Source organism: Lentzea guizhouensis (assembly GCF_001701025.1).
GTDB classification, from domain to species: Bacteria; Actinomycetota; Actinomycetes; order Mycobacteriales; family Pseudonocardiaceae; genus Lentzea; species Lentzea guizhouensis.
This window is the reverse complement of the sequence record NZ_CP016793.1, coordinates 6,548,255-6,568,986: the sequence shown is the minus strand read 5'-3', so window position 1 is coordinate 6,568,986 and position 20,732 is coordinate 6,548,255. Positions and strand designations below refer to the sequence as shown.

The window sequence follows — 20,732 nt, the reverse complement described above, 5'->3', positions numbered from 1 at the left end:
GGCACCCAACCGACGCCCAACCCCGCGTCGCCGAACCCCACCCCTGCGCCCGGTCCGAACCCGAACCCGGCTCCCGCCCCGGCGACCAACCCGAACCCGGCGCCCAACCAGAACTTCACGCCAACCCAACCCGGCGCCCAACCCAACACCCACCGCCCACCAGTCCCGCCCGCCCCAGCGGCGCCAACCCGCCCCGCCATCACCCGAACGTCACCCCGACGTCTTCGTGGCCACCGTCATCTCCCCACCCAAACCCCACGCCAACCGTCACCCAACACCCCGTCCCCCAGCACCAACCCGAACCCCAACGTCATCCCGCGTTCCAACCCGGCCGCCTCGAACTTCCAGGCCCAGACGCGACCCGACGGCAAGGGCGGCAAGCGGGCCAAGCTCAAGAAGTGGCTCGGCCTCGACTTCATCAAGGGCCTGGTCGACAAGGGCAAGACGCCACCCCCGGTCACAAACGCAAACCCGAACCCAGCCCCGAACCCCACCCCAGCGCCGAACAACAACCCCTGGGTCAACCTCCTCAAGACCACCCCCGACCCCGCCACCATCGACGTCCCCGCCGTCAAGGCCGAGATCGACACCGCCGTCAACACCGGCAACCCGGCCAAGGCGCGCATCCTCATCAACCGTCTCAAGGGGACGGACGTCGGCGCGGAGCTGCAGCAGCACTACGACGCTGCGGTGCAGAAGAAGGGTGACGAGGGCAAGGTCGACGTTCCCAAGGAGCTGCACTTCGCCTGGTTCGGCAACACGCCGTCGCCCGACAGCGTCAACGGCATGCTGGAGTGGGCGCAGCAGGTCAAGGACACCAACGGCGACTGGAAGGCGACGCTCTGGACCGACGGGTCGAGCGCCAACTGGGACCCGGAGGTCAAGCAGCAGCTGCAGGACGCCGGCATCGAGATCAACTCCGATGTCGACTCGCTGGTCAACGACCTGTCCAACGACGTCGCCAAGCGCAACGAGGGCACCACCGACACCACGATCAACCAGGTCTACCAGGCCGCGCAGGATCCCAAGGCGAACGCGTACAACCTCGCCTCGGACATCGCGCGGTACGCGGTGCTGAACAAGAACGGTGGCGTGTACGTCGACGTCGACGTGCGGCCCGGTGGGGTGTCGCTGAAGGACATCGGCGACATGAAGATGCATCCGACCGACGTGCCGGTGGTCGGGCCGCGGTTGCGTGACACCAAGAGCGTGCAGAAGGCGCTCGGTGACTCCGACGCCCAGCTCACGCCGGACACCGTGCAGGCGGCCGCGGACGCCCGGTGGAACGAGGGTGAGCTCGGCAACGCGTTCATCGTCACGCCGCCGAACGGTGCGCTGATCAACAAGATCGCCGACGTCATCCCGCAGAAGTACGACTCGCTGGCCGCGATGGCCGGACCAGACAAGCTGCCGGCCGAGCTCAAGAAGCAGGCGCCGGACGTGTCGGGGCCCAACGCGCTGGCGGACGCGCAGCTGCCGCCGACGATGGGGATCATCGGGCAGGTCGCGATGGAACCGAAGGGGCTCGACCTCGGGTTCAACCCCGGCTACCTGCCGCACGACGTGCCCGCGGTCAAGAAGTCCGACTTCGGCGCCATGTTCGACCCGGACCTCAAGAACACGTGGTCCGGCCTGGAGTGGGTGACGCCGGAGAGCGAGAGCCAGCTCGACAGCGACACCAAGCCCAGCGCGGACAACAAGCCCGACACCGACAAGGGCGGCAACGACAAGAGCGGCAACGACAAGGGCAACCAGGACAGCCGCCCCGCCCCCAGGAGCGACGCCCCACCGGCACCCCCGGCCCCTCCCGCTCCGCAGCCGAAGGACAACGGGCCCACCGTCAAGAGCGGTGGCGCGCCGCCCGCCCGGCCCCCGGCAGCGCACAAGGGTTCGGACATCCTCTCCGACCAGGGCTGGCGGCACGACCCGGCGAAGACCGCCGACTGGTTCGCGCCCAAGGACCCCGTCGACCCGCGCACGTGGCAGGACCGCCGCGAGGGCGCCCAGGTCGGCAAGGTCGACACCGAGATCCGCGACATCAAGACCAACAGCACGCTGTCGAACCCGGACTTCTACAAGGGTGCCGTCCGGTACGACGTGCGCCGCATCGAGACCAGCCCTGGCAACTTCGTCCAGGAGTACACGGTCAAGATGCACGTCGATCCGGGCGGCAACGCGGATCCGAACGTCGTCGAGCAGGTCAAGCAGAAGACCGCCGACGGGGTCAACAACCTGCTCAACCAGGGTTTCCGCATGCCGAGCGGCGACCAGTTCCACCTGAACGTCGAGTTCACCGACAACCCGAAGGACGCGCACGCCAGCATCACGGTCGGCGACAGCAAGTCCAACACCGACCAGGACGTCTTCAACCCCAACGACCCCGCCGAGATCTACGCCCACGAGACGCTGCACTACCTCGGCGTTCCGGACGAGTACGGCGACAAGACGCGCGTCTTCAACCAGCACGACACGAACTCCGGCGTGCACAAGGACGACGGCGGCATGATGGGCGCCGACGTCAGGAACCCGGACACGGACCCCGGCCTGCGACCGCGGCACCTGTGGCTGATCGAGAACTTCGCGCACAGCCAGACGCCGATGCACGACACCAAGCTCGACGCACCGCCGCCGAGCACCACCCCGGCACCGCAGCCGAGCCCCGACACCACCGGCAACACCGACGCGGACACCAACACCGACAGCGACACGAACAGGGACACCCGTTCGGCGCCGCAGACGCAGGACGCCAACCTCGGCGACAAGCGCGGCCGTGACGAGGACAGCGACACCGACGAGCACACCTCCAAGCGCCCCAACACCACCGACGCGCAGTACACCGGTCCGCAACCCGGTTCGTCCACTGTGGACGACAGCGCGATGGACGTCGACAGCGACACCGAGGTCGACCAGAACCCGCGCTACGAGGCCGACGGCAACGTCGACCAGGACACCCAGACCGACGCGCTCGTCGACCAGCTGAACAACATGTCCATCACCGACGTGGACGTGAACGCCAAGTACAACGAGGCGTTCGCGAAGCTCGGCGAGGGCAAGATCGACCTGCCCACCAAGGACAACTACCTGGCGAAGCTCAAGGAGAACGTCGAGAACGGCAATCCGCCGTCGTTCGTGGTCAACATGATCGTCGGCCACGGCGGCCTCGGCGACATCGAGGCGGTCATCGACAGCATCACCAAGGACGCCGGAGACCTCAAGGAGAACATGGTCTTCGTCGTCGGTGTCAACGGCAAGTCCGGCGACGCGCAGGCGATGGCCGCCGCGATCGACAACGCCAACGCCAAGATCAGCGGCCGGCCGGAGCCGATCGCGCTCGTGCAGCTCGACCCGATCCCGGACACGGGCAAGTTCCCGTACGGCGACATGCGCAACCAGACCATGAACAGCGCCGCCAACAAGTTCGCGGTCGGCGCCATGGCCGGCAAGGGCACGCACCCGTACCTGTCCATCCAGGACTTCGACACCGGCTCGCGGCAGGTGCCGAGCGGCAAGGACATCTTCACCCACTTCACCGAGTCGATGAACCCGGAGGAGGGTGGGCCGATCCGCCCGCTCACCTACTCCGGCGGCTACCGGGTCGGCGACCCGAAGCAGCTCGTCGCGGACGTCCAGACGCGCATCGACAACGCCAGGGAGAAGGCGGCCGACCTCCCGCAGAAGAAGCGCGAAGCGGAGATCAAGAAGCTCGACAAGGCGCAGGCGGAGATCCAGAAGCCGGACTTCCCGCAGCGCTTCGAGCAGGCCATGAAGAACGACATGGACGCGCGTGCCCGTCAGGGCGACACGCATCCGCTGCTGCCGTACGGGCCGGAGCCGAACCTCTTCATCGACGCGGTCGTGCCGATCGTCGACCCGAACGTGAAGTTCAGCGACGGCACGGCCGAGTTCAACGGTCTCAGCCAGTCGATGAACGAGTTCGCGGCCAACGAGATCGTCGAGATCCACACCAACCAGCTGCCGCCGAACGTCAACCCCGACGCGGACCCCGACCTGGTCGCCCACGACGTCCAGCAGGGCATCGCGACCGACGCGGACACCAACCGCAACGCCTACCGCGGCGAGACGTTCTCCACCGACTTCGTCGACGGCGCGGTGGCGACGGACCTGTCGCGGCTCGCGCTCGGGTTCGCCGAGACCGGCGGCAAGAGCTGGCCGCAGTCGCACGTCAACCTGACGAACGTGCCGAACCGGTTCTTCGGCGGCGACCCGGCGCCCGACGCGACGCCGCAGGAGATCGCGCAGGCCGACAAGGCCGCCAAGAAGGACGTGTCGTTCGCGACCATCCGCGAGGACTTCAAGGGCAAGGACCACAACGCCCGCGAAGCGCTGACGAAGAAGGACGTCTCCTACAACAAGGAGACCGGCGAGTTCACGGTCGAGGGCGGCTGGAACCCCAGCAAGGAAGACGCCAAGCACCTCGGCTGGCAGGACAAGAACAGCCTCAACACGGCGATCTCCGCGCCGCTGCCGGACGGCTCCGGCTACGCGGGCATCGACCCGGAGAAGAGCCCCGCCGCCGACACCGACGCAGACACGAACACAGACACCGACGCCGCCATGGACGTCGACACCGACGCCCAGAACGACGTCGACCCGAACGCCCACATCCACCCGGAGACCAAGCAGCACAAGACCGCTTCCGCGCTGAACATCGCGCTGTCGGACAACAACAGCAACGTCCAGCGCACGTTCGGCCAGCTGCAGTTCGAGGTCCTGCCGGACGCCGGCCCGCCACGCCCCGACGGCCTGTTCAACGCCGTGCACAGCGAGCTGAGCAAGCCGGAACCGGTGAAGGGCAAGGGCAGGAGCAAGGTCTCGGCGCCGCCGGACTCGGCGGTGGAGCTGCGCGAGAACACCGTGAAGAAGGGCTGGACGGCCTCGCCGGACATCACCAGCCAGATCGCGGAGTTCCGCCAGCAGCACGGCATCGAGAACGGCCACCTGGTCAACGCGTTCGCCGAGCCCGGCCCGACGCCGGCCGCGAACGTCCCGGACAGCTACAAGGGCGGCGGTGGCAACACCGAGGTCGACAACACCGGCACACCCGGTGCCGAGCTGAACCCCGACCAGCGCGCCGAGCAGGACGCGAAGGACAAGGCGGCCAAGGACGCGGACAACGCGGTCGCCGCCAAGGCCGAGGAGCTGGCGGGCCGCGTCCTCGCGACCGAGCTCAAGCGCCCGATCGTCGTGCACAACCCGGACGGGAGCGTCAAGCAGCAGTTCGACCCGTTCGTCGACCGGCCCAAGCCCGACGCCAAGCCCAAGGCGCAGAAGCCCGGCGTCCCGATCCACGTCACCGCAGAGCCCAACGCGAACGGCAAGACCAGCTACAGCCCGTTCACCCCGGCGAACAACGCCGGGCCGTCGGCCAGCAGGCGCGCCCCGGCCGCCGAGAACACGAACAGCACCAACAGCTCGAACGACACGGACTCGAAGCAGTCGCGGCCGGCCCCGTCACGTCCGGCGCCGTCCCTGCCCGGCTCCTTCCCGACCGACACCGACACGAACGCGAACACCAACGCGGACAACGGCGCCGACAACAACGCGGACAACGTCGACCGGCCGCTCGGCACGCACCTGCCGAACCTCGACAACGTCGGCCTGGTCGAGTCGGTGCTGCGCAGCGCCGCGTTCCAGAACGCACCGGTCCCGAACGCCTCACCGCTCGTCGGCCGCGGCGACGTGCAGTCCACTGTGGACTCAATCGTCGCCGATGTGCAGCAGAACCCGCAGACCTACGACTTCCCCGGGCTGAACCCGAACGGCCTGTCGAACTGGGTCGCCGGCCAGCTCAGCCCGGCCGCGCTGGCGAAGTTCCACCCGGACCTGGAACCGAACACGCCCGGCATCTCCGCCGACGCCAAGGTCCAGCAGTGGCGTGACGCGGTCGCGAACGACCTGCAGAACGGGTCGTCGAAGCGCTGGCAGGTCGTCAACGCGGGCCTCGACGCCAAGACCACGTCCAAGGGCGACCTCGACGTGGTCAACCACGTCACCGGGCAGGTCACCGCGAACGGCGCGGTGCCGACGTCGGCCGACCTCGTCACCAAGGGCCTGCAGACGCCGGCGTGGAACGACTCCCAGGTCGGCAAGCACCTGCCCGCCGCCATCGCGCAGGCGTTGGACGTTCAGCTCGTCGTGGACGACAACGGCGTGCGGACCACGCACGGTCCGGCGAACGCGCCGCAGGTGCAGGTCAGCTCGCAGAACGGCGCCTTCGGGGCGCTCGGCGGGCCGACGCCGCAGGAAGTCCGCGCCGGCATGGAGGCCTGGCTCGGCGGCAAGTCCGCCGCCGAGGTCAGCAAGACCGTCGGCGACCTCTACCGCGGCCGCCAGGACGAGGGCCTGTACCTCGCGGCGCAGAAGACGCAGCTGATCAAGCGCGCGGCCGAGCACCCGGCCGGTCCGCAAGGATTCGTGAACGACCTGATGGAACGGTCGGCCGACCTGCAGACCCGCATCGACGCGGCGAAGGTCAAGACGACCTGGAAGCCCGAAGCGCTGCAGACGAAGGACCAGCGCGCACAGGAAGCCGCGCGCAAGCAGCAGATCGCGACCCTCACCGACCTCCGCAACAGCACCGACAGCCAGATCCAGACGGTGAAGGCGGAAGGCCAGCGGGCGGGCATCACGCACGTCCTCGACTCCTATGTCGCCGGTCCGAACGCGGACGGGCTCGAGAAGCTCGGGCCGAACGTGCTCACCCAGCTCGACGCCCACCTCACCCAGCAGATCGCGGCGGCGGAACGCGCCGGGTTCGACGCCTCCGAGCTCAAGGCGCTGCAGGAGCGGGTGCAGAACGAACCGGTCGCGCGCCGGGTGCTGGCCCAGGCCGCCCTGCGCGGCCTGGACGGGCTGAACACGCAGCTGGAGGACGCCAAGGAGGCGTTGCAGAACTACCGCGACGGCAAGGCGGCCAACACCGGTCTCAACGGCCTGTTCAACCGCATGTTCGGCCCCGGTGTCGACACCTCGGTCGACTTCGACCAGAAGATCGCCGAGGCCGAGGCGCTGGTGCGGCAGGCAGAGCACCAGCTGTCGTTCGCGAACGACCCCGACTACACGAACCGTTTCGGCAAGGCGGCGGACCTGCACCAGAAGATGCTGAAGCTGGAGCAGATCCGGGAGAACATCGAGCAGTCCACCGAACGCAGGCACGCGATCGAGGAACAGCTCCGCGAAGCCCAGGAACGCCGGGAGGCGTTGCAGCAGCAAATGAACCAGGACACCGCTGAGTCCGATGTGGACTCCATGTCCGCCGCGGACCCGGACGCCGACGCGCAGCCGGAAGGCCCCGAGCTCACCCTGCGGCAGGAGCACGCGGCGTTCAAGGCGTCGCTGTACGGCAAGTCCGCCGCCGAGCTCGGCGACCTCGCCGCGCAGTACGCCCACAACCCCGACCGCTCGTACGAGATCGACCAGATGACCCGCTACCAGGAGATCGCCCAGAAGCCGGGCGGCCTCCAGCAGCACCTGCGGGACCTGCAGAACGAGATCGGCGCGACCCGTCAGCAGGTCGGCGACCTCAAGCGCGTCAGCGACGTGCTGCCGGACGCCCTGAAGACCGAGCTCATGCGCACCGACCAGGCGCAGCGCGAGGCCGAGCAGCAGCGGCTCACGCAGCACCAGCGCCAGCTCGACAACGAGCTGCAGCAGTTGCAGTACGACCGCACGGACGCGCTCACGACCTACGCGCTGAACCTGCCCGCCGACCCGGACGCACCGGGCTGGCAGTCGGTGTCGCCGCAGGACGTCGAGCTCATCGAGAACCACGTCACCGACCTGATCCGCGACGCACGGGTCGGCGGCGTGCCGACCCCGGAGCTGGACCGGCTGTTCGACACGGTCAGGGACATCCGGATCAGCGACTCGGGACCGGTCCCCTCGAACGACCCGGCACCGGCGGACTCCGACGGTTCCAGCGACTCGGCGTCGGTCCAGTCGGACCCCGACGTCCAGGAACATGCGCAGGAACAGGCGCAGACCGCGGCGCAGGACCAGCCCGCGCCGGCGGCCGAGCCCCGTCCCGAGCCACAGCCGCAACCGCGGCCGTTCATGCAGGACCCGTCTGCCCGTCCCGCGCACCCGGACCTGGACCTCGTCGTCCCCGGCGGCTTCGGACCGGTCCAGGAGGGCACGCCGCGGCGGTCGTTCGAGGCGTCGCTGTACGGCCTGGACACCCCGGCGCTGCGCGACCTGCAGCAGACGTACGCCCGCGACGCGGACCGCTCGGCCGTGATCGCCGCCATGACCGACGTCTCCCGCAACGCCGCTCCTCCCGCGGTCTACGACCAGCGCACGAAGATCGCCAAGGAGGGCCTCGCCAAGGCCGAGGCCGCGCGCACCATGTGGAACGCCTCCGACCTGGTGCCCAACAGCCTCAAGACCCAGTCGATGCTGGACGAGCAGGCGGCTCGCCGGGAGAGCGCCGACCGGCAGGTCCAGTACTACCGGGGCCGGGTCCACCAGCTCACCGCCAACCGCACCGCCTCGCTCACCGCACACGCGCTACAGCTGCCCGCCGACCCGAACGCACCCGGCTGGCGCCAGTTCGGCAACGCCGACATCGCGGCCGTGCAGATCCACGTCGAGCAGCAGGTCCGCGACGCGCAGGCGGGCGGCCACCCCACCGGGCACCTCACGGACTTCCTCGACTTCACCCAGCAGCTGCGCGAGGAGCGCGCCCAGCAGGACACCCGGCCGGCCCCTTCGGCCGAGACCGACGCGCCGAAGATCAAGAGCGGTGGTGCCCCGCCGCCCATGACCCCGCCGACCGCGGAGTCGCACCAGGGCAAGGACGTCATCACCGACGAGTCGTGGCGGCACGACCCCGCGCGGACCGCCGACTGGTTCGCGCCCGCCAACCCGGCCGACCCGAGCACGTGGGCCGACCGCAGGGCCGACGCCCACGTGCGCACGGTCGACGTGGTGGTGCACGACGTCCGCACCGACAGCACGCCGGCGGACATCAAGTCCTACCAGGGCCTGATCAACTACGACCTGCGCCGCATCGAGACGAGCCCCGGCAACTTCGTGCAGGAGTACACCGTCAAGGTGCACGTCGACCCCGCCGCCGGTGTCACCCCGGACATGGTGGCGCAGGTCAAGGAGAACGCCGCCAACGGCGTCAACTCGGTGCTGAACCAGGGTTTCCGGCTGCCCAGCGGTGACCAGTTCCACCTGAACCTGGAGTTCACCGACAACAAGGCCGACGCGCACACCAGCGTCAAGGTCGACGCGAGCGTCGCGAACCCCGACCAGACGCACTGGGGCCCGGACACCAGTCCCGAGGTCCTGGCGCACGAGACGCTGCACTACCTCGGCGTTCCCGACGAGTACAGCGACTCCTCGCGGGTGTTCCAGCAGCACGACACGAACTCGGGCGTGCACGAGGACGACGGCGGCCTGATGGGCTCCGACGTCCACCTGCCGGACCCCGGGGTGCGGCCGCGCCACCTGTGGCTGGTCGAACGCACGGCCAACAGCCAGGTGATGGTGCCCGACACCACGCTGGAACCGGCCGGTCCCGCCACCGTGCCGCCGCCCGCGGGCTGGACCCCGCCGGGCACCGGCACGACCACCACCCCGGTACCTGAGGCTGCGCCGAACTCCGACGCCGACAGTCGTCCCATGCCGCCACGACCGACGCCCAACCCGGTCGTCCCGATGACCACGCTGGCCCCGCAGCCGGTGGGCCAGGTGCCCGGCACCAACCTGCCGTCCTTCTTCCAGGACAACAGGGCACTGGGTTCGATCACGCCGACCGGCGTGCGCGGTGCGGACGCGGTCGTCAACGAGATCCAGGGCATCAAGCCGGACGACGCCGCCCGGATCAAGGCCGCGCTGGAGACCGACTTCGAGTCGTTCCTCGGCGGTGGCCGCAACTTCCAGGTGAAGATCGGCGGCTCCTGGTTCGAGGCGAACGTCCGCGCCGAGATGCAGGCGGACACCGCCAAGGCCGCCACGGACACCCCCGACACCAAGGTCGACAAGAACTACCAGGCCGCCGCCTCGACCAGCACGACCAACACCATCGCCACCTCGAACGACGTCGGCGCCTCGGTCACGGCCGGCACCGCGATGGGCCCGTACGGCTCGCTGGGCGGCAAGGCCGCGCTGGCCACACCCGCGGTCTCGCAGGCGACCACGAACAGCATCACCGAGCAGCGCGCGATCAAGTCGGGTGAGGGCTCCAAGAAGCTCACCGTGCCGGTCTCGTTCGAGATCACGGTCACCGACGCGAGCGGCAACCCCAAGCAGTTCGCCACGCTGAGCACCGGCCCGGACGTGACGCTGCAGATCCCCGCGGACCTCAGCACGATCGTCGACTCGGGCAAGTCGTCCGCCGCGGTCACCCCGCCCGACGCGCAGTGGGGTGCGAAGGTCGAGAACGCGGTGCCGGAAGCCGTGGTGGTCGAGAACTCCGCGAAGGCGTTCGCCGACGTCGCCGCGAAGCTGCACCCGTCGATCACGAAGGTCGGCTCTCCCGGCCGGGAGGCGCTGCAGAACTTCCTCAGTCCCACCTCCATCCGCACGAACCTGCCCGCGATGCTCGGCGGGTTCGTCACCTCGCCGGACCTGGTCAGCCCGCACGCCAGCAAGGGCGCGGCGGTGCAGATGACCGCGACGCTCAAGGATGCGAAGCTGGTCGGCACGCACGACAGCGCGGCGCTGGACCTGAAGGACACCTCCGCCTGGGGCAGCAGTGTGTCCGCGTCCACCAAGACCGGGTTCGACGTGACCGCCGGTGTCGGCGGCAACATCGGCGTGCCCGGCCAGGTCGGCGGCACGGTCGGTGGCACCCTGACGTACTCCTCCCGCACCGCGGAGGGCGTGAACGCGGGGTCGAGCACCAGCCGCAAGACCGGTATCGGTGTGAAGAACGAAACCGGTCTGTACGAGGTCACCGCCGAGGTCGAGGTGCGCACGCCCGCGGGCGACAGCGTCAAGATCCCGGTCACCACGCACATGCGGATGGGCCTGCACGAGGCCGGTGCGGCCGGGCTGCCCACGCCGGACGGCACCCGCAACACCACGACCGACCCGGACACCGCCGGCACCAAGTTCCTGCCGCCCTACGTCGCCGACACGCTCGCCGCCGGCAACGCCAAGGTCGGCGAGTTCACCCCGGCCGCCAAGGTGCAGGGCCAGGTCGAGGGCGCGCTGCGGAACCTGCCCGGCTTCGAGAAGTTCCTGCCGCAGTGGAACAACCCGGACGCGAACCCGCGCAGCAGCAAGGGCCAGGGCTACGCCGACGTCGCCGAGCAGCTCGCGAACCAGCGCAAGCTGACCGCGAACCTGTCCCCCGCCGCGTTGAGGGCGAACATGGACAGCCTGCTCGGGCCGGGCGTCCAGGTGCAGCTCAAGAACTCCGGCAAGACGACGAACACCTACGTCAACGTCACGGTCAAGGCGAAGCTGACCAACCCGAAGCACCTCGGCCAGGCCGACGCGCGCCCGGTCAGCGACTCGACCACCACGGGTCCGAAGCTCGACGCGAACACCAGCACCACCAAGGGCTGGACCGGTGGCGTGCAGGGCAGGGTGACCATCCCGGTGAAGACGGGTGTGGCCTCGCTCAGCCCGTCGCCGCAGGTCGGTGCGTCGTACTCGCACTCGTGGACCGACAAGACCACGGCCGGTCCGGCGGTGTCCGGCACGTCGTCGAACCCCGGCAGCGCCGACGCGCAGGTTTTCCAGCAGGACGTGGAGTTCGAGGTGGAGATCACCTCGTTCACCCGGCCACGCGCCTGGGTGCGGAACATCGTGCCCGGTGCGCCCGGTTTCCACTCGCCGGAGCCGAAGACCGTGGCGAAGACCGGCGCCGGCCTGGAGAAGATCGACGGCAAGGTCAACCTGTGGGTGTCGGACTCCTCGACGCTGGCGAACGACCCCGGTGACGGCTTCAAGCCCGGCGACCCGGAACCCAAGCAGCTCAAGGACTCCCCGACGGTCAAGGACCTCCTCAACCCGAAGGGGGCCCGGCCCAAGTCGCCGGAGTTCCTCAACGTCGAGGCGGTCGCGAACACCACGGCGTTGCGCGACCAGGCGATCGACGCGCTCAACCGCGCCGCCGGTGGTGACTCGGCGCTGACCGTGCCCGGAACCGCCGCGCGCGCCCAGATCGACAAGATGTTCACCCCGGAGAACGTCAAGGCCAACCTGCAACGGCTCATCGAGACCGGCGTGCAGGAACAGGGCCTGAAGTACGACCGCCGGGTGACCGACCGCAGCGGTGCGATCGGCATGTCGGTGAAGCTGGGTGACGCGAAGCTGGTGTCCATTTCGGACACGACCGGCGCGGACAACTCGGTCAGCGGTGGGTACAAGGCCGGTGAGTCGTCCTCGACGAGCCGGTCGGTCGACCTCACCGCGGGCGTCAACGTCCCGGTGCGCCCGAACGTCACCCCGCCGCCGGCCGGTCAGCCGACCGCGCCCAGCGGTTCCGGCGGTGCCGCGGTGACCGGCAAGATCACGCCGTGGTCGGACACCAAGACCGAGTCGAACGAGATCGGCGGCAACGTCGACCGCGGCAAGACCACGCCCGGTGACGCGCGGACCGTGCTGGTGCAGATCGACGCCGAGTTCACGATCGTCGGCGAGAGCCGCGCCGGGAACTTCGTGCACGGCGGCACCCCGCACGCCGCGGGTGTCACGGTGACCATGCCGAAGTCGGTGTTCGTGCGGGTGACCGAGGACGTCGCTCGCGAGCTGGGTGCGTTGCCCACGGTCGCGCCGAACGTGCCGAAGCCGGACTTCCCCGAGCTGGCACCGCCGGCGGCGGTGGCCGCCCACGAGCCCGGCGCGTTGGGTCTGTCCAACGTGGAGTCGGTGCCCGACCTGTCGGGCGTGGTCAGCAACCTGACCACCGAGCTGTCGGCGAAGACGAAGAAGTTCGGCAGCGACTCGCTCATCCCGGACTCGGTGCTCAAGGACTCGATGAGCAACCTGCAGCGCATCGTCGACCTCAACTCGCCGACCAGCGTGAAGGCGATGATCGACAGCGCGCTGGACGGCGGGGTGCCGCTGCTGGTGCACCAGCCGGGCACGTTCGGCAAGGACTCCTACCAGGTCACGTTGCGCGCCAAGGCCGAGACGCCGCGGTTCGACACGCTCGTCAACGACGGCGTCGACATGACCCACAACGTCGGCGGCTCCCGCAAGGAGAGCGACGGACAGGGTCGCGGCACCGGCTGGGGTGTCGGTGTGCGGGCGCCGGGCCTGGCCTCGCCGGGCAGCGCGAACCCGAAGGTGTCCGGCACCGCGGGTGTCAGCGTGGGCGCCAACATCGGTGGCAGCACGAGCAGTTCGGTGACGAACTCCGTCAGCGAGTCGTTCAGCCACTCGCGCACGGCGAGCGGACCGGCGGCGCGCTACACCGTGCCGGTCGAGTTCGAGCTCGTGGTGGAGAAGGGCTCGAAGGTCGTCGCCGAGGCCAAGAGCGGCACGCAGGAGATGGTGGTCCGCACGCACGCGGACAACCAGAAGATCGCGGGCGGACCGGCACCGCAGGCGTACATGTCCGCGGCGAGCAGGCGTGGCAGCGAGTTCGGCACGCCGGACGCGACGTTCGCGTTCCAGCAGGACTCCCGTGCCACCCAGCTGCCGCCGACCGCGTCGGTGGAGAACCTGCGCGGTGCCAAGGACCTGCGCGAGGCCGCGGTGAAGGCGTTGACCGAGGCCGGTGCCGGCAAGGGCCTGACCGGCAAGGGCACCGGCGCGTTGAACAGCCTGCTGTCGACGCTGAGCCCGGAGAACTTGCAGCCGCACCTGCCGTCGATGCTGTCCGGGCCGCTCACCGTGCCCGGCCTGCACGAGGCGGCGCTGACGTTCGGGCAGGACGCCGACGTCAAGGTCTACGCGAAGCTGGTGAACCCGCGGCTGGACGCGCTCAGCGACGGCGTGAAGATCGACAACCCGCTCACCACGAGGACGTCCGAGACCTCCAGCGAGGCCAAGGTCTCCGAGACCGCCGACGTGTCGGTCGGTCTCGCGCAGGGCAGCGCGGCCATCAAACAGGGCGCTCCCGGTGACACCGTCAACGTCGGCACCGGCGGTGTCGAGGCCCGGCACGCGGGTGAGGACTCGGCCGCGGTGTCCGGTGGTCCGGCGCAGGCGCAGGGCGGCAACCTGAAGCCGGCCGAGGCCTCGCGCAGCGGGCTCGTGCAGTTCGACGTCGAGTACCGCGTGGTGGCGACGATCGGCGGCAAGACCGGTGTCGTCGACCTGACGGTGCCCGGTTCGGCGGGCGTGCGGCTGCCGGCCGTGGAAGCCGAGACGCTGCTCCGCCACGAGTTCGGCGACTCGCTGAAGGACGCGCAGACCGAGGTCAAGACGGCGGCCGACGACTGGCGCACCGCCGAGAAGGAGGTCGAGTCCGCCCGGCACGAGGCCCAGGACGCGATCAACTCCTCGGCCGCCGTGCTCGCCCGCACCGACCAGCCCCTGGGCGCCGCCGCGACGGCTCTGAACACCGCGATCGAAGCGCACGTCAACGCCCAGTCCCAGGCCCAGGTGCTGGAGATGACCTACAACGGCGCGGTGGCCGACGTGGCCGCAACCCGTTCGACGATCCAGGAGCTCACCCCGCAGATCTCGTCGCTCAGCCTGGAGGCGCTGGCCACCAAGGACGCACTGGACGACGCCCAGCTCGCCGGCGCACCACAGCCCGAGCTGGACCGCCTGGCCGCCGAGGCCAACGCGGCGCACAACGCGCTCACGGCGGCGCAGCAACAGCTTTCGGACGCACACACCCGCCTCGACGTGCAGCGCGGGGCAGCTGTCTCGGCCCGCGCCGACGTGCAGGCCCACCAGCAGGTCGTGGCCGACGCCGCAGCCGCGCGTGCCGTGGCCGAGGAGGCGCACCGGGAGCTGGCGGACGAGCGGGCCGCGGCCGAGCAGAAGATCAAGGACGCGGAGACCAAGCTCGACGAGGCCCGCCGTGCGGCGGACGCCAAGCAGCAGCAGTGGTGGGACGCGAAGGCGAAGGTGGACCGGGAGGTCGACGCGTTCAACACGGCAGCCGCCGCGCAAACGCCACCGGCACCGCCTGCACCACCGGCACCGCCAACCGCGCCGCAACGCTGCCCGCCTCGTCGGCAACGCCGCCCGCCTCGTCGGCAACGCCGCCCGCCTCGTCGGCAACGCCGCCCGCCCGCCCACGGCGCCGCCCGCCGCGCCGTGACGCCGGTGTCGGCTCGACCCGAGTCGAGTGCTGCTGGGTCAAGCCGTGCAGTGCCCGAACCGAGCGCGGACACCCACCGGTCCCGCCCGGCACCTGTCGCACCGCCGTCGGCGCCGGCCGACACCTCGGCAGCCGCGTCCCCGGCCGCGACGGCTCCCGACACGATCGCTCCGGACACGACACCGGCCGACGCCGACGTGCCGCCGACCGACCCGCAGACCGTCGTCAACGACCAGCTCGCAGCCCTGACCGCGGACGCGATGGCCACCGCACCCCAGGCCGCCCAGGACGTGCGGAACTCACTCGTGTCCAACCCGGACACCTTCCTGCACGCCGACTCCGGTCTGAAGCTGCTGCAGGCCTCCGTCGTCCTCGACCAGCGCACCGACCAGGTCGCGGCGCTGATCGACCAGCACGGCCTGGAAGCCGTCGCGAAGGCGTTCAACACCGAGTTCGGCCGCCCGATCATCGAGACCCAGCAGTTCCAGGACTTCCCGGCCCTCGACACCGACACCCGCCGGGCAGCCTTCGACAACTGGGCCCACGGACTCTGGGGCACCATCAACGGTCTCGGCTCCGACGCCGACACCACCGCCTCCGAGTTCTTCAACCACGACAAGGGCTACAACCGAGCCACCAACTTCGCCCAGCAGGCCGCCGATCAGGCGCTCCTCGGCAACCCGGAGCTCAGCCAGGCCGTCGCGGACCGCCCCTACACCGGCGGCGACCGTTCAGAGTGGGTCTACCGGGTCTTCAGCGACGCCGGCCTGATCAACGGCGACGGCTCGGACAAGGCGTCCGACTTCACCGCCCTGGTCGACGAGCACCGCGACACGCTCCAGGGCGGCCTCGGCCGTCCGATCACGCCGGACATGACGACCGAGCTGCGCGCCAGCCTCGTCGAGATGTACCTGCTCGACAACGACCTGGAAGCCGACACGGACGCCACGACCGCTCAGCCGAGCACGAGCACCACCACGTGGACGCCTCCGTCGGCCCCGCCGCCCACCGAGCAGAACACCCCCGCCGAGGCGAGCACCGCGGACCGGGACACCGGCACCACGGACGTCGACGACCCCGACGCGCACGACCCCGACGCGGACGTCACCACCGAGGCCGACACCCAGCTCGCCGCCCTCACCGCCGACGCCATGTCGACCGCCCCGTCGCTGATCCGCAGCGTCCAGGCCTCGCTCGAGAACAACCCCGGCAAGTTCGTGCACGCCGAGGCCGGCCTGCACCTCCTGCGCGCCTCGACCGTCCTGCACACCCGCACCAACGCCGTCGCCGCGATGATCGAGCAGCACGGCCTGGAGGCGGTCACCAAGGCGTTCAACAAGGCGTTCGAACGACCGGTCATCGAGACCGAGCAGATCGAGTCGTTCGACACCGGTGGCCGCCCGGCGTTCGACAACTGGGCGATGGGGCTGTGGGGCACGATCGTGCACCTGCCGTTCCACCTGCAGGGCGCCGACTACCTCGCGTCGGAGTTCTTCAACCACGACAAGGGCTTCAACCGCGCGACGAACTTCGTGCAGAAGGTCGCGCAGAAGGAGCTGTTCGGCGGGCCCGACATCGCCGACGACGTGCGCGACAACCCCTACGCCGGCACCAGCACCGCCGACCAGGCGGCGTGGGTGTACCAGCGGCTCAGCACGACCGGCCTGATCCAGGGCGACGGCACCGACACCGCGAGCGGGTTCACCGCGCAGGTCACCGAGAACAGCGCGGTGCTGCAACAGGGTCTCGGCGTGGAGGTCACGCCGCGGCTCACCGCGCAGCTCCGCCAGCAGCTCGTCGACATGATGCTGCTGGAGAACGACATCCCCACCCCGCCGTCGGCACCGGCGACCGAGGTGGACACGCAGCTGGCCGCGCTCACCACCGACGCGATGGCGAACGCCACCCCGTTGATGCGCGAGGTCGAGGCCGCGCTGCGGGACAACCCCGGCAGGTTCGTCCACGCCCAGGCGGGCACGCACCTGCTGCACGCGTCCGTCGTGCTGCACACACGCGGCAACGAGATCGCCGCGTTGGTCGACCAGCACGGCCTGGAGGCGGTCACCAAGGCGTTCAACCAGAGGTTCGAGCGCCCGGTGATCGAGACCGAGCAGATCGAGTCCTTCGCCACCGGCGGGCGGCCCGCGTTCACCAGCTGGTCGCAGAACCTCTGGGCGACGATCGAGAACCTGCCGGCCGACAAGCGGACGCCGGACCACGTCGCCGCCGAGTTCTTCAACCACGACAAGGGCTACAACCGCGCGACCAACTTCGCGCAGAAGGAGGCCGAGAAGGCGGTCCTCGGCAGCCCGGAGCTCGCCCAGGGCGTCGCCGAGCACCCCTACACCGGCAGCACGACCGCCGACCAGGCCGCCTGGGTGTTCCAGCGGCTCGACGAGGCCGACGTGCTCCGGGGTGACGGCACCGACACGGCGACCGAGTTCACCGCCAAGGTCGAGCAGCACGCGGCCGAGCTGAACGTCGACCCGCGGGTGATCCCCGGTCTGCGGCACGAGCTGGTCGAGATGTTCCTGCTGGACAACGACATGCCGAACCCCTCGGCGCCGCCCCAGCAGCAGTGGACGCCCGGCCTGCCGCCCGCGGACAACCCGAACCCGTTGCACAGCACCGAGGCCAGCGCGCCGTGGTTCGACCCTCGGCAGCCGGTGTCCTCCCAGGACATCGCGGACGCCCGAGCCACCACCCCGGCCACCAGCTGGGTGCGCGGCGAGGACGGCGGCGTCATGAACACGACGACGGTCGGCCCCGACGGCATCAAGATGCAGGCGTGGCGCAGCCCGATCGCCTACGACAACCGCGTGATGAACGTCAACGGCGTCGACGTCCGCGACTTCACCGTGCGGCTGCACCTGGAGAACGGCACACCGGAGGTCCAGGAACGCACCCGCCAGGGCGTGGAGGAGCTCTACAACCAGGGCTACCGGCTTCCGAGCGGTGAGCAGTTCCACGTGACCGTCGAGTTCACCGACAACCCGAACGACGCGCACGCGACCGTCGAGGTGTCGGCGGCCGGTGGCCGGGCCAACCAGCTCGTCTGGCCGGCGGACACCGACCCGCGCCGGCTCGCGCACGAGGTCGGGCACTTCCTCGGCCTGCGCGACGAGTACTTCGAGCCCGGTGCGGTGAAGCCGATCTTCCAGCACCAGGACGGCAGGGGCAGGGTCGTGGGCGACGACTCCCCCATGACCGCGGGCATCGACGCGGCCGACGCGCACCTCAAGCCGCGGCACCTGCAGCTCGTCGAGGACCGGATGAAGGCGCTGGCGTCGGTCACCAAGCCGACGACCGAGCACGACCAGGGCGGCGCGCAGGCACCGGACATGCCGCCGAAGCGCCGCCGTGACGCGGAGCCCGGTTCGTCGAGCAAGCGCGTGCGCAACGACGGCCACGTGTACGACGACTCGCAGGTCCCGCAGCTGGTCGAGGCGATGGAAGACGTCGCCGTGGCCGAGCAGGACGTGCAGATGGCGGACCCGGAGCCCGCGCAGGTCACGCTGGACAACGCGCACGGCGTGCAGAACGCGGCGTTCGAGAACCTGGCCAACGGGCAGACGCTCACCCCGATCACGGCGGCCAACTACCTCGACCGCACCCGTCAAGGCATCGAGGACGGGCAGCCGCCGTCGTTCGTGGTCAGCATGATCGTCCGGGCGAGTGACCTCGGCGACCTGGACAACGTGATCAACAGCGTCATGAACGGCGCCGGCGACGCGAATGTGGCGTTCGTGCTCGGCGTGAACGCGGGCACGCAGGCCGAGATCGACGCCGCGATGGCGACGGCCCAGGCCACGATCGACAACCGGCAGGAGCCCATCGCACTGGCGAGCGTCGTGCACGGCCGCAGTGGCTTCAAGTACGGCGAGACGCGCAACAGCACGTTGAACTCCAACGCGCACAAGTTCGCCGTGCATGCGTTGGCGGCCAACGGAACGCATCCGTACGTGTCCGTGATGGACTTCGACGACAGCAGCCGGATCACGCGCTCGGGCGAGCACGCCTTCGCGCACGTGCGGAACCTGATGGCCGGTGACCCGGAGATCCGCGAGGACGTGCCGCAACCGTCGCGGCCGCTGCTGGTCGGTGGCGGCTACCGCCTCACCGAGACGCAGGCGAAGCTCAAGCAGGACACCATCAACCGGATCGACAACGACACCAGCCTGAGCCAGGAGACGCGGGACGCGTACGTCGCACGGGTAACCGACGAGTTCATCGCCGGTGTCGTGCACGACATCGACGCGGACATGCGCGCCCGGCGCAACCAGGCGGCGATCCACCCGTTGCTGCCCTACACGCCGGAACCGAACCTCTTCTTCGACGCGCTGGTCCCGCTGGCCGACCCCGAGGTGAAGTTTGGTGACGGCGGCGCGGAGTTCGGCAAGCTCGGCAAGAAGCTGAACGAGTTCTACGCGAACGAGATCGCGCAGCTGCACGACTCGCACGATCCGAAGCAGCACGCGGCGGACGTGCAGCGGGTCAAGGTGGACGTGCAGAACAACCGGCACCCGGTGCGCGGTGAGGGCTTCGTCGCGGACTTCGTCGACGGCGACACCGGAACCGACGTGTCGCGGATGGCGTACGGCAAGATCAAGGAAGGCAACATCTCGCAGTCCCACACGATCCTGTCGACCGTGCCGGACCGCCTCTACCTCGACAAGGCCGCGAAGAAGGGCACCTCGCCCGCGGACGTGCGCGCCGAGCTGAACAACCCGGACGCCGCCTACGCGTTCACCGAGCCGCTGCGCGAACCGAGGGGCGCGGAGACGAAGAACTCCGGCTGGCAGCCGGGCAAGCCGATGGACGGCAACCTCGGCGGGTTGCAGCGCAACAAGCTCAACGCGGCGGTCTCCGCGCCGATGCCGGCCCCGTTCACGCACGCGCCGTCCGACCAGCCGCCGGTGCGGCCCGCCGGCAAGCCGGAGCACCCGCGCCCAGCCGCAGCAGCCGAAGCCGGTGCCGTTGTCGGCGGGCCTGCAGCACCACGAGCGGCAGCTCGCGGCCCACGGGCTGGCGGCGTCGGACCACGTCACCGACACGTCACGGCACCTGCGGCACCTGTCGCAGGACGTGCTCAACCGGCCGACCCCGCCGCCCACCACCGTGGACGGCCTGTACTCGGCGGTCGCGCAGGTCGTGAACACGCCGGCGGTGGCGCTGCGGGCCCAGGTCATCACCAGCGCGGCGGCGAGCCCGGACCTGACGGCGGCGGTGGCGAACCACACCGTCGACCACCCGATGCACCCCGGCCACCTCTACGGCGCGCTGGTGGAGAACATCAACTGGCGGGTGCACCAGGACGCGGCCGAGAACAACGGCGCCGCCAACGCCCGCAACCTGCTCGGCCGGATGATCGCGACGCAGCTGAACGCGAACGTGCAGATCCACCGGCAGGGCCTGCCGACGGTGCCGCTCGAGCCGTTCGGCGGCACGGCACCGCACGACATCCACGTGCTGGAAGTCGTCCTGCCGAATGGTCAGGTGACCTACCGGCGGCTCTGAGAATGCTTTAGCT

Annotated in this window: 1 protein-coding gene; it reads left to right on the top strand. The window is 70.1% G+C overall.

Annotated features, from left to right (window positions below; genetic code table 11):
* Positions 1-690 precede the first annotated feature (690 nt).
* A complete protein-coding gene (locus BBK82_RS31820) occupies positions 691-20,730 on the top strand; it encodes a glycosyltransferase (protein ID WP_065918292.1) in 20,040 nt (6,679 codons plus the stop codon).
* The last annotated feature ends 2 nt before the right edge of the window (positions 20,731-20,732 follow it).